This window comes from Spirillospora sp. CA-142024 (genome assembly GCF_050942325.1).
GTDB lineage: Bacteria > Actinomycetota > Actinomycetes > Streptosporangiales > Streptosporangiaceae > Spirillospora.
Genome location: NZ_CP192077.1, coordinates 4804451 through 4816562, shown reverse-complemented (window position 1 = coordinate 4816562; position 12112 = coordinate 4804451). Strand labels below are relative to the sequence as shown.

12 protein-coding genes are annotated in these 12112 nt (G+C 74.2%); 7 read left to right on the top strand and 5 right to left on the bottom strand.

What is annotated here, in order from left to right; all coding sequences use genetic code 11:
* Positions 1-43: 43 nt before the first annotated feature.
* Positions 44-844 (top strand): SAM-dependent methyltransferase, encoded by an 801-nt coding sequence (locus ACQPZP_RS23280; RefSeq protein ID WP_433471845.1) that lies wholly within the window; start codon positions 44-46, stop codon positions 842-844.
* Positions 845-852: 8 nt separating this feature from the next.
* Here the strand turns inward: ACQPZP_RS23280 and ACQPZP_RS23275 are convergent, their stop codons facing one another.
* Entirely contained in the window at positions 853-1404 is a 552-nt protein-coding gene (locus tag ACQPZP_RS23275; RefSeq protein WP_433471844.1) for a hypothetical protein, read from the bottom strand.
* Positions 1404-2171, bottom strand: a complete 768-nt coding sequence (locus tag ACQPZP_RS23270; RefSeq protein WP_433471843.1) for a hypothetical protein — start codon at positions 2169-2171, stop codon at positions 1404-1406. Before ACQPZP_RS23270 ends, ACQPZP_RS23275 begins: the two co-directional genes overlap by 1 nt.
* 275 nt (positions 2172-2446) lie before the next feature.
* On the opposite strand from ACQPZP_RS23270, the gene ACQPZP_RS23265 reads away from it, so the two are divergent.
* The 6 genes from ACQPZP_RS23265 to ACQPZP_RS23240 all read left to right on the top strand — a co-directional run bounded on the left by ACQPZP_RS23265 (position 2447) and on the right by ACQPZP_RS23240 (position 8884).
* Positions 2447-4069, top strand: coding sequence for a lysine 5,6-aminomutase subunit alpha (locus ACQPZP_RS23265; protein WP_433471842.1), 1623 nt, complete (start codon positions 2447-2449; stop codon positions 4067-4069).
* Positions 4066-4914: an OAM dimerization domain-containing protein gene (locus ACQPZP_RS23260; protein ID WP_433471841.1), complete on the top strand. Its 849-nt coding sequence runs from the start codon at positions 4066-4068 to the stop codon at positions 4912-4914. Before ACQPZP_RS23265 ends, ACQPZP_RS23260 begins: the two co-directional genes overlap by 4 nt.
* Entirely contained in the window at positions 4907-5302 is a 396-nt protein-coding gene (locus ACQPZP_RS23255; protein ID WP_433471840.1) for a hotdog domain-containing protein, read from the top strand. The genes ACQPZP_RS23260 and ACQPZP_RS23255 overlap by 8 nt, the downstream gene beginning before the upstream one ends.
* A 532-nt stretch (positions 5303-5834) precedes the next feature.
* Positions 5835-7523 (top strand): apolipoprotein N-acyltransferase, encoded by a 1689-nt coding sequence (lnt, locus tag ACQPZP_RS23250; RefSeq protein ID WP_433471839.1) that lies wholly within the window; start codon positions 5835-5837, stop codon positions 7521-7523.
* Between the two features lie 5 nt (positions 7524-7528).
* Positions 7529-8275: a polyprenol monophosphomannose synthase gene (locus ACQPZP_RS23245; protein WP_433461374.1), complete on the top strand. Its 747-nt coding sequence runs from the start codon at positions 7529-7531 to the stop codon at positions 8273-8275.
* Positions 8276-8353: 78 nt separating this feature from the next.
* Positions 8354-8884 (top strand): FxsA family protein, encoded by a 531-nt coding sequence (locus ACQPZP_RS23240; RefSeq protein WP_433471838.1) that lies wholly within the window; start codon positions 8354-8356, stop codon positions 8882-8884.
* Positions 8885-8888: 4 nt separating this feature from the next.
* On the opposite strand, the gene ACQPZP_RS23235 is transcribed toward ACQPZP_RS23240, so the two are convergent.
* The 3 genes from ACQPZP_RS23235 to ACQPZP_RS23225 are packed head-to-tail and all read right to left on the bottom strand — an operon-like array spanning position 8889 to position 12105.
* Positions 8889-9683, bottom strand: a complete 795-nt coding sequence (locus ACQPZP_RS23235; RefSeq protein WP_433471837.1) for an ABC transporter permease subunit — start codon at positions 9681-9683, stop codon at positions 8889-8891.
* 50 nt (positions 9684-9733) lie between these two features.
* Positions 9734-11179 carry an ABC transporter permease subunit gene (locus ACQPZP_RS23230; RefSeq protein ID WP_433471836.1) on the bottom strand — a complete coding sequence of 482 codons (1446 nt, stop codon included), beginning with the start codon at positions 11177-11179 and terminating at the stop codon, positions 9734-9736.
* Positions 11176-12105, bottom strand: coding sequence for an ABC transporter ATP-binding protein (locus ACQPZP_RS23225; RefSeq protein WP_433471835.1), 930 nt, complete (start codon positions 12103-12105; stop codon positions 11176-11178). The genes ACQPZP_RS23230 and ACQPZP_RS23225 overlap by 4 nt, the downstream gene beginning before the upstream one ends.
* Positions 12106-12112 lie beyond the last annotated feature (7 nt).

Below are 12112 nucleotides of genomic sequence, written 5' to 3'. Positions count from 1 at the left end.
TCCGCGCGGACGGCACCCTTCGGTTGAAAAAGGGAGACGATGCATGGACTCCGAGTGGATCCCACCCGAAGTCGACAGTCAGAGGCCTAGCGTCGCACGGGTGTATGACTTTCTGCTCGGCGGAGCCCACAATTTCGCGTCCGACCGCGATCTGGCGACGGGGCTGCTGCGGGTCGAGCCGCAGGCTCGGGAACTGGCGCAGGCGAACCGGGCGTTCCTGCGCCGGGCGGTCCGCACGCTCGCGGAGGCAGGCATCGGCCAGTTCGTCGACATCGGGTCGGGCATCCCGACGCAGGGCAACGTGCACGAGGTCGCGCAGAGCGTGAATCCGGCCGCGCGCGTGGTGTACGTCGACAACGACGACGTCGCGGTCGCGCACAGCCGCAGCATCCTGGCGGGCAACGACCGCGCCACGGTGATCCAGGCCGACATGCGCGACCCCGGGAGCATTCTCGCCGACCCCGGCCTGAAAGGGCTGATCGACCCCGCCGAGCCGGTGGCGTTCCTGCTCGTCGCGGCACTGCACCTGATCAAGCACGAGGAGGACCCGGCCGGCATCGTCGCGGCGCTGCGCGACGCGGCCGCGCCCGGCAGCGCCCTGGTGGTCTCCCATCTCACCCATGAGGCGCAGCCGGGCAAGACCGCGGCGATCGGCAAGCTGTACGACCGCGCCACGTCCCCTGCGGTGTCCCGGTCGCACACCGAGATCCTGCGGTTCTTCGACGGCTGGGACATGCTCGACCCCGGCCTGGTGTACGTGCCGCTGTGGCGTCCGGACGAGGGGGAGACCGTCGACGATCCCGAGCGGTTCCTGGTGTTCGGCGGGGTCGGCCGGCTGCCCTGACGTGCCGCTCAGCGTGCGAAGGCGATGGCGGTGCCGGCGCTGACGACGACCGCGACGACCACCAGCACCAGCGGGGTGCTCAGCGGGTCGCGGCGCCGGGGCGGCGCCTTCACCGCGCGCGGCGCCTCGTGCGCCGGCGCGGGGGAGGACTTCGCCGGGGGCGGGCGCTCGGCGGGAGGTGTGGGCTCGGGCCGCGTCCGCGGCGGCGGGCTGGGCGCCCGCCGCGCGATCGCCGCGGGCCGCGGGCTCGGTGCGGCCGGGACCTCCGCCTCGGGCCGTGGCGGCTCGGCCGGTTTCTCCGGGAGGTCGGGCGTCTCCGGCGGGGGTTCCTCCGCATGCGGCGGCGGCACGGGCGACGGCGGCGGCGGGGTGTCCGGCGGTGGTTCGCAGCCGGGCGGGGCGTCGACGCCGATGTGGACGTCGATGCACACCTGGATCAGGGGCGTCGGGTCGGGGCCGGCGAGCGCGCAGGCCGGGAACGCCAGGGTGGCCGCGGCCGCCGCGGGCAGCACCGCGATGCGGGGAACGAGGCGGCGCCGTCTCACGTGCCGGGGGCGCATCAGCCGCCTCCCGCGACGCGCCGGAGGTCGGCGTGCAGGCCGGTGAACGCGTCCGGGCCGACGGCGAGGGCGCCGGCGAACACGTGCGAGATGTCGACGGTCAGGTAGATCCCGGCCGCGAGCAGCGCCGCCATCAGCGTCAGCGGCACCAGCGTCGCCCCGCGCGGGCGGGCGCCGGTCAGGAAAGGCAGCAGCACGACCACGATCCCGGTGAGGGCGGTGGTGGCGATCAGGCCGGGCGGAGGCGTCACCCGGGCGTCCATGGCGCGCTGCCGCCGGGCCGCGGAGATCTCGCCGATGTGGTCGAGGACGGCGTTGCGGGCGTCCTTGAGCTCGTCGGTGCCGGCCTTGATCGCGATGACGTCGCGGCGCAGCCGGTCCAGGTCGGCCCAGCCGCGGGCGGTGAGCCGCCCGTGCCGCATGGCCCGCCACTCGGGGCCGCGGACGAGGTCGACGTAGGAGATCAGGCCCTGCTGGACGCGCCGGGCGTCGGGGGCGTCCAGGCGCTGGGCGGCCCAGTACGCCTCGGCGACCGCCTGGCTCTCGGCGTAGGTGTTGGAGCGGGCGGCGTCCGCCGACGTCCACGGCACGACGATGGCGATGGCGAACGCCAGCAGGAACAGCGCCGAGAGCATCGCCCCGGTGTGGGCGGCGGTGGGCCCGTCCGGATCGGGGTCCTCCACCCCCGCGCGCGCCTTCCGCACCAGCCGGCTCGCCACCAGCACCACTCCGGCCGCGCAGGCCGCGGCCACGATGTAAACGATCATGCCCCTCCCGGTCAAGAGATCCGCGATGACTTCGGGTGAGCGTATCTTCACGGAACGTGGCTACCGGCAAGTTCGCCGATGGCCGTCACCTGAAGGTGAGATGTCCGCCACGGAAGGGAGGATGGGTGTGCCGCAGGCGGGAAGGTCGCGATGATCTGCCGGTAGTTCTTGTGAAATACCGTGTTGATACCGGAAGATCTCCCGTAGAGAACTCGGTATGAAGGATGATTGTTCGGACCGGCCTGAGAGGGGCGGCTGCGTGAGGGGAGACGCCGATGGCGCCGCAGGGAAAGCTGGACCTCGATCCGGAGGTGGTGCGCACCGCCCGGCGGCTCGCCGCCCGGGCCGCGGAACCGATCATCGCGATGGCGCGCTCCCACACGACCGTCTCGGTCGAGCGGGCGCTGCTGCGGCTCGCGGGCCTCACCGGCGCCGACGATGAGGGGCGCCCCTGGGCCAACCATCTCGCCGACACCGTCCGCGACCAGGTCGGCCTGGAGCACGGGCTCGCCCTCCCGGTCTGGGACGCGCTGCTGACCGGGCCGCACGGCTCACTCGGCGACCTCGCCCAGGCCGCCGCCCGGGGCCGGGTGTCGTTCCGGCTGCCGTCCGGGACCGACGCCGAGCACGCCCGCAAGGCAGCCGGCGAGGCCGCCCGCGGCGGGATGGCGCGCGTCGACCGGCGCCGCGCCGAACGGGACCGGCTGCTGGCCGAGCTGCCCACCCCCGACATGGCGGACCCGCCGCGGCCGCTGGTGTACCTGATCGTGGCGACCGGCGACATCTACGAGGACATCCCGCAGGCGCAGGCCGCCGCGCGCGAGGGCGCCGACGTCGTCGCGGTGATCCGCTCCACGGGGCAGTCGCTGCTGGACTTCGTCCCCGAGGGCGCCACCCGCGAGGGCTACGCCGGCACCTACGCCACCCGGGAGAACTTCCGGCTGATGCGCTCCGCGCTCGACGACGTCTCCCGCGAGCTCGGCCGGTACGTGCGGCTGACGAACTACGCGTCCGGGCTGTGCATGCCGGAGATCGCCACGCTCGCCGGGCTGGAGCGCCTGGACATGATGCTGAACGACTGCATGTACGGCATCATCTTCCGCGACATCAACCCCCGCCGCACGTTCATCGACCAGCGGTTCTCCCGGCAGATCCACGCCCGCGCCGGCATCGTCATCAACACCGGCGAGGACAACTACCTCACCACCGCCGACGCGGTCGACGCCGCGCACACGGTGATCGTCAGCCAGCTGCTGAACGAGCGGTTCGGGCACGAGGCCGGCCTCACCGACGCCCAGCTCGGCCTCGGCCACGCCTTCGAGATCAACCCGGCGATCCCCGAGTCGTTCCGGCTGGAGCTCGCGCACGCCCAGCTCGTCCGGGAGCTGTTCCCCGGCGCGCCGCTGAAGTACATGCCGCCGACCAAGCACATGACCGGCAACATCTTCGCCGGGTACCTGCTGGACGCGTTCTTCAACCTCGCCGGCGTCATGACCGGGCAGTCGATCATCCTGATCGGCATGATGACCGAGGGCATCCACACCCCGTGGCTGTCGGATCGCGACCTCGCGCTGGAGAACGTCCGCTACGTCCGCGACGCCTGCGGGAACCTCGCCGAGGACTTCATGCCGCGCCCGGACGGGATGCTCGTCCAGCGCGCCAAGCAGGTCCTGTCGGAGTCGGTCGACCTGCTCGGACGCGTCGCCGACGACGGGCTCCTCACCGCCATCGCCGAAGGCACGTTCGGCATCACCCGCCGCCCGCCCGACGGAGGCAAGGGCCTGGACGGGGTCGTCCCCCGCGCCGACGGGTACTTCAACCCCGCGATCGAGATCCTCGACAACGAGGACCCGCACGCGGCCGCCCGCAACGCCGCCGACCAGGAGGTGCCCGCATGACGGTCGAGACCCCCGGAACCGGAACCGGAACCCGGTCCCCGGCCGAGCCCGCCGACACCCGGCAGGTGATCCGGCCCTACGGCGACACCACCGGCGACGGCATGGTGCAGATGTCGTTCACGCTGCCCGTCCCCGCGGGCAAACGGGCCGACGCCGCCGCTCTGCAGCTCGCCGGGAAGATGGGGCTGGACCCCGCCAGCGTCGTCCACGCCAAGCCGATGGGCCCCCACTTCACCTTCTTCATCGTGTACGGCAAGGTCCGGCACCTCATCGACTACGCGTCCATCCCCGTGCCGGAGGAGCGCGCCTACCCGCTGCTGACCTCGCAGGAGGTGAACCAGGCGATCCGCGGCTCGCTGAACCGGCGGCTCGTCGTCGTCGGCGCCTGCATCGGCACCGACGCCCACACCGTCGGCATCGACGCGATCCTCAACGTCAAGGGGTTCGCGGGCGAGAAGGGCCTGGAGTACTACCGCGAGATCCAGGTCGTGAACATGGGCGCCCAGGTCACGGTGGAGGAGCTGGTGGAGCGCGCCAAGGCCGAGAACGCCGACGCGGTCCTGGTCTCGCAGGTCGTCACCCAGCGCAACGCGCACCTGCACAACACCAAGCAGATGGCCGGCGCGTTCCACGCCGAGTACCCGACCGCCGTCGCCGGGGGCATGGGACGGCCCCTGCTGGTCGTCGGCGGCCCCCGGTTCGACACCGTCACCGAGGCCGACCTCGGCGTCGACCGCATCTTCGGCAAGGGCACCACCCCCGCGGAGGTCGCCAGCTACCTCGTCCACGCCCTGCTGCCCGCCCAGAACGACGGAGCGACCGACGGAGTGACCGACGATGAGTGATCCGCGCGAGGGGCTGACCGTCACCCACCGCCGCTACATCCCCTACTCGCACGCCCACTACGCCGGCGACCTGGTCGACGGCGCGTACGTGCTCGGGCTGTTCGGGGACGTGGCGACGGAGCTGTGCATCCGCACCGACGGCGACGAGGGCCTGTTCGCCTCCTACTCCGACGTGCAGTTCCGCGCGCCCGTCCGGGCCGGGGACGTCCTGGAGACCACGGCCGTCCTGACCCGCGCCGGCACCCGCAGCCGCGTGATGGAGTTCGAGGCCCGCGTGGTGTGCCGGGGCCGCCCCGACAAGGGCGAGTCGGCCGCCGAGGTACTGCCCGACCCGGTCGTGGCGGTCACCGCGTCCGGGACCGTCGTGGTCTCCGCGCCCGGCGGCTGAGCCCCCGAAACCATGATCGGCGGCGTCCGGCGGGCAATTCGCCGGACGCCCTGATCATGGTGCTGAACTGGGAGAACGTGGAGTCGCCGCAGAACATGCGGCGGTTGACAAGGGGGCGGAAGGCGGTAGTTTTGCTGCAGTCCAGCACGGGACTCACCGATCGGCCGCCCGAGGCGCCGCCGGGCACCGCGCCGCGACGGGGACGGGGATCACGCGAGTGATCGGCATCGTGCCCGCCCGAGCCAGCGCGGTGGGCCGGGGCCGTGCCCGGGCGGAGCCGCCCGATCGCGCGGGGGGTTGGACCCGGGAAGGGCCCGGACATCCAGTAGAAAACGGAGCCTCGTTCTCACCGCCTGTGGGACGACTCCGGCCCGACGGATGTCGCGGGCCCTCTTCCGTGTCCGGAGCCCGCCGCGGACCCCCGCGGCGCCCCCGCATGGACCGTCCCCCTCAATCCGCGCGGGCCCGTGGTCGCCGTGGTCGTCCCTTGCCGGTAGCGTTCCGGCAAGGGACCGAGTGAACGAGGTGGGACGTGGCCCAGGAGATCCTCCCGGACCGGTCGCCGGCCAAGGGCGACGCCGAAGCGCCGGCCGTCGTCGCGGCGCCGCGGGGACGGTTGAGCCGGCTGCGCCGCGGCCTGGCAGGCGGCGGCCGCGCCGGCTGGCCCCGGACGCTGCTGGCCGTCGCCGCCGGCCTGCTCATGTGGCCGGCGTTCCCGCCCATCGGCCTCACCCCGCTCGCCCCGGTCGGCGTCGCGCTGCTCACCCTCGCGCTGCGCGGCCAGGCCGCCCGCACCGCCGCCTGGCTCGCCTTCGCCGCCGGCGCCGCGTTCTTCATCCCCGTCCTGGAGGGCATCTCCAGGATCGGCCCGGACGGGTGGATCATCCTCAGCCTCGTCCAGGCCGCCTACTTCCTCCCGCTCGGCGCCGGGATCGCGATGGTCTCCCGGCTGCCGGGCTGGCCGGTCTGGACGGCCGCGCTGTGGGTCGGTGAGGAACTGCTCCGCGGCCGCGTCCCGTTCGGCGGGTTCCCCTGGGCGCGGCTGGCGTTCAGCCAGACCGCCACGCCCCTGACCCCGTACGCGTCCTACGGCGGCGCGCCCCTGGTCACGTTCCTGACGGCCCTGGTGGGCGGCCTGCTCGCCTGCGCAGCCGTGGCCGCCCACCGCGCCTACCGCGCCCGACGGGCCCGCGCCTCCGGCCCGGAGACCGGTGCGGGGACGGCGCCCGGGACGTGGCGCGTGCTCGTGCCCGCCGCGGCCTGCCTCGCCGCCGTCGCCGCCGTGGTGGGCGGCGGGACGCTGATCCCCACCCCCGCGTCCGGCCGCCCGGTCACCGTCGCGGTGGTCCAGGGCAACGTGCCGCGCCTCGGCCTGGACTTCCTCGGCCAGCGCAAGGCCGTCCTGGACAACCACGTGAAGGCCACCCACGAGCTGGCCGCGCAGGTCCGCGCCGGCAAGGTCGCCAAGCCCCAGCTGGTGGTGTGGCCGGAGAACGCCAGCGACCTGGACCCCTACGCCGAGCCCGACGCCTACAACGCCATCGACGGCGCCGTGAAGGACGTCGGCGTCCCCGTCCTCGTCGGCGCCCTCACCGACACCCCCGACGGCGAGAAGGTCGAGAACCGCGGCATCGTCTGGGACCCGCAGACCGGTCCCGGCGACTACTACGTCAAGCGGCACCCGGTCCCGTTCGGGGAGTACCTGCCGTTCCGCGACGTCCTCACCAAGCTGATCACCCGGTTCCAGCGGATCCCGCGCGACTTCGCCAAGGGCACCCGATCCGGCGTGATGCGGCTCGGCCCGGTGAACATCGGCGACGTGATCTGCTTCGAAGTGGCCTACGACAAGGAGGTCCGCGACGTCGCGCGCGGGAACGTCCTGGTCGTGCAGACCAACAACGCCACCTACGGCAAGACCAGCCTGCCGCCCCAGCAGATCGCCATGTCGCGGCTGCGGGCGGTCGAACATGGCCGTACGATCTTGGTTGCCGCGACGAGCGGGATCAGCGCGATCGTCGCGCCCGACGGCCGGATGATCGACCGGTCCCGGGAGTTCGTCCCCGACATCCAGGTCGCGAGCGTCCCGGCGCGGACGTCGCGGACGCTGTCGGACCGGCTGGGGGAGGCGCCCGAGTGGACGCTCGCGCTGCTCGGGCTCGGCGCGCTCTGCGCGGCGGCATGGACGGCCCGGAAGACGGCACCGGAGAACGAGGGGAATTGACACCGATGGAGATCCCAGCCGACCTCGGCCGGGTGCTCGTGATCATCCCGACGTACAACGAGCGGGACAACATCGAGCGCGTCGCCGGCCGGGTGCGCGAGGCCGCCCCGTCGGTGGACGTCCTGGTCGTGGACGACGCGAGCCCCGACGGCACCGGCGAGGTCGCCGACGCGATGGCCGCGGAGGACGAGCAGATCAAGGTCCTGCACCGGCAGGGCAAGGACGGCCTCGGCCCCGCCTACATCGCCGGGTTCCGCTGGGCCGCCGAACACGGCTACGACGTCATGGTCGAGATGGACGCCGACGGCTCCCACCAGCCCGAGGAGCTGCCGCGGCTGCTGTCGGCGCTGGAGGACGCCGACCTGGTCATCGGCGCCCGCTGGGTCCCCGGCGGCGAGGTCCGGAACTGGCCGAAGCGGCGGGAGGCGCTGTCGCGCGGCGCCAACACCTACGCCCGGCTGATGCTCGGCATCCCCCTGCACGACGCCACCGCCGGGTACCGCGCGTTCCGCGCCGCGACCCTGGACAAGATCGGCCTGGACGAGGTCGACTCGCGCGGCTACTGCTTCCAGATCGACCTGGCGCTGCGGGCCCTGCGGCAGGGGCTGCGCGTGGTGGAGGTGCCGATCACGTTCGTCGAACGCGAGCACGGCACCAGCAAGATGAGCCGGGACGTGATGGCCGAGGCGGCGCTGCGCATCACCCAGTGGGGCATGTCCGACCGCGTCGGCAAGCGCCGCCCTCCCCGCTGAGCGCTCCCCGGGGAAACGTTCGGGGCCGTCCCGGCGTTGTACGGGGTGAGTCTTTTCGACGACCCCGAAGATGGAGCCATGCTGCCGCTGCTGATCGTCCTGGCGTTCCTGCTGGTGCCGGTCCTGGAGATCTTCGTGCTGATCCAGGTCGGCGAGGTGATCGGCGCCTGGCCCACGGTCGGGCTGCTGATCGCCGAGACCGTCCTCGGCGGGTGGCTCGTCCGCCGGGAGGGCCGCCGCGCCTGGCGGGCCCTGCAGGACACCGTCCAGCGCGGGGTGCTGCCCGACCGGGAGCTCGCGGACGCGGCGCTGGTCATGGCCGGCGGCGTGCTCCTGCTGTTCCCCGGGTTCGTCACCGACGCGCTCGGGCTGCTGGTCGTGCTGCCGTTCACCCGCCCGCTCGTCCGGCGGGTCCTGTCGGCGTTCGCGGCGCGGCGGATCCGGGCGGCCGAGGAGCGCGCCGCGACGGTGTTCCCGCCGGGCCTCGGCGGCACCGGGTTCGACCCGTTCGGCCGCGGGCCGGGTCCCGAACGCGTCGAGACCCCGCCGGGACCGGTGGTCCGCGGCGAGGTCGTCCACGAGGACGACGACACGTCGTCCCGCACCTGACCGCTCAGGCGTCGCGGCGGGCGAACACGGCACCGCCCGCCAGCAGCGCCGCGGCCGCGTAGCAGGCGAGCACGCCGAGGCCCTGCCACGGGCCGATCGGCAGCCGGTCCAGGTCCCGGGTCGCCTGGACCGCGAGCCCCGCCGGCATCGGCGCGGCCCTCTCCAGCCGCTCCTCCCATTTCGGATCCGCGGCCAGCCGGGCGACGACCGGGACGATCCACAGCAGCGCCAGCACCGCCGTGATCGCGACCGCCTGCTCCCGCAGCACCGTCCCGACGCCGAGCGCCAGGAGCGCGACCAGCACCAGGTACAGGACGGTCCCGGACGCGGCACGGGCCGTCGGCCCGTCCGTGAGCGTCAGCGGGGGATAGCCGTTGGCGGAGGTGTACCCGTTGCCGGGCAGGATGCCGCGCGCCGCCGCCAGCGCCGCCAGCACCCCGGCCGTCCCGGCGGCGGCCACGACGCCCGCGACCACGGCGGCCTTGGCGGCCAGCACCGTGACCCGGCCCGGGACGGCCGCCAGCGTCGCCGCGATCGTTCCGGTGGCGTACTCGCCGCCGACCGCGAGGACCCCGAGGACGATCGCCGCGACCTGCCCCAGCTGGACGCCCGACAGCGCGAGCTTCGGCGTGTCCTCCATGCACCCGGCGGGCGTGGGGCAGTGCGAGGTGTCCACCGACCCGGTCACCGCGGCGCCGACCGCCGCGACCAGCGCGGCCAGCGCCGGCACGAGCCAGGCGGTGCTCGGCACCGTCCGCAGCTTCGTCCACTCGGCGCGCAGTGCCCACAGCCCCCTCATGCGTGTGCTCTGCGGGGGGACGACCCCCCGCGCCCCCCGGTTCGCTGCGCTCATGCGTCGCGCCGCCTGACCAGCCACATGGCCGAGGCCAGCGCGGCGGCCGCATAGGCGCACAGCACCCCGAAGCCCGCCCAGGGGCCGATGGCCCGGTCGAACCGCGTGACGGTCTGCTGGATCGCGAATCCGGCCGCCGGGGTGAGGCGCTCCAGCCACCGCGCCGCCGACAGCGGCAGCCCGGTCGCCACGATCTGCGGGACGAGCAGGAGCAGCAGCACGATCGAGATCGCCGGTGCGCTGCGCCGCACGATCACCGCGACCGCCATCGAGAACACCGCGATCACGGCGAGCAGCGCCGCCGTGCCGATGACGGCGCGCAGCACGGCGCCGTCCGACAGCGGCGGGACGTTCATTCCGTGCGAGCGCTGCAGCGGCCCGGCCAGCAGCATCGCCCCGAACGTCGCGACCAGCCCCGCCGCCAGCGACGCCAGCCCCACCACGACCGCCTTGGCGGCCAGCACCCGGCCGCGCCGGGGGGAGGCCGCGAACGTCGTGCGCAGCATGCCGCGCCGGTACTCGGCCGTCACGAACAGCACCGCGAGCGTCACGATCGCCGCCTGCCCGATCAGCATGCCGGTGAGGGTCAGCTCGGTGATGTCCTCGGCGAACTCGTTGGGGCCGATGTCCTCCATTCCCTTGAGCGTGAAGGTGCCGCCGGACTCGGTGCGGCCGTCCAGGTCGGCGCCCGGCCCGGCCGGCCCGCCCGGACCGCCGCGGTCGCGCCACGACGCGCCCGGCTGCGCGGGGGACACCGACACGTTGTCGAACGTGGCGGTGGTGCCGATCGGGTGCCCGGAGACGCTCTCGCCGCCGAACTGCCGTCGCACCTGGATCTCGGCGGGGACGGCCACGACCATGCCCGCCGGGGCCACGCGCGCCAGGCCCTTCAGCCGGACCGATCCGACGCGGGTCCAGCCGCGTCCGTCCGGCGACTGGTAGCCCGTGACGGTCGCGCCGGAGCGGGTCAGCTTGAGCCAACGCGGCACGGTGCCCGTCCCGCCCCCGGCGCCGCCGCTCTCGTAGCCGGTCTGGAGGCGCACGCCGTGTCCCGGTGTCACCACCAGCGCCGCGTAGGGGGCTCCCCGCTCGATACTGCTCCGGATCATGAGCCCGGCCTTGGCCCACGCGTCGGGGCGGTCCTGGGCGGTGACACGGGCGACGATCGCGCCGTCCCCGGCCAGGGGCTGGTAGGTGAAGTGGCCCGCGTCGGCGATCTGCAGCAGGGCCGGGTCGGACGGCCGGTCGCCGCCGCCGCCGGTGGACTGGCTCCCCGCCGCGACCAGCAGCGCAACCAGCACCGTCAGGACGACCGACGCGAGCAGGGCCAGCATCCAGCGCGGGACGGTCCGGAGCTTGGTCCACTCGGCCATCAGCAGCCGGCCGAACCCGTCGCCGGCCTCCGCCTCGACGCTGCTGCGGTAGGAGGTCGCGGTGCTCACCGGGCCTCCCGCCCGGTCACGGCCTGGAACTCCACCGCGTCCCTCGTCAGCTCCATGTACGCCTCCTCCAGCGACGCCCGATGCTCGGAGACGCCGGTGAACGTGACCGCCGCGTCGTTGAGCAGGGCGATGATCCGCTCGGACGCCAGTCCCGCCACGGTCACCGCGTCCGGCGCGTTCGCCGTCACCGTGGCCCCCGCCCGCGCCAGGACGGTCATGGCCTCCTGCCTCCGCGCGGTGCGCAGTTCGACCCTGCCGCCGGACGCGGCGTGCAGCAGATCCGCGACGCTGGTGTCGGCGATCAGCCGGCCCCGCCCGATCACGACCAGGTGGTCGGCGCCGCCCTCCAGCTCGCTCATCAGATGGCTGGACACGAGCACGGCCCGCCCCTCGGCGGCCAGCGACCGCAGCAGCGCCCGGATCCAGGCGATCCCCTCGGGGTCCAGCCCGTTGACCGGCTCGTCGAACATCAGCACCGGCGGGTCGCCGAGGAGCGCGGCGGCGATCCCGAGCCGCTGCCGCATGCCGAGCGAGAACCCGCCGGCCCGCCGCCGGGCCGCGCTCGCCAGCCCGGTCAGCTCGATCACCTCGTCCACCCGCCGCGCCGGCAGGCCGCCGGCGTGCGCTAGCCACAGCAGATGATCGCGGGCCCGCCGCGCCGGATGCACCGCCGCCGCGTCCAGCATCGCCCCGAGCCGGCACAGCGGTGTCCGCAGCGACCGGTAGGGTCGGCCGCCGACCAGCGCGGCCCCGCCGTCGGGCCGGTCCAGACCCATGATCATCCGCATCGTGGTGGACTTGCCGGCGCCGTTCGGGCCGACGAACCCGGTGACCTGCCCGGGCCCGACCGTGAACGACAGGTCGTCCACGGCGACGGTCGGCCCGTACCGCTTGCGCAGGCCCCGCACTTCGATGGTTGCCTCCATGCCCAGG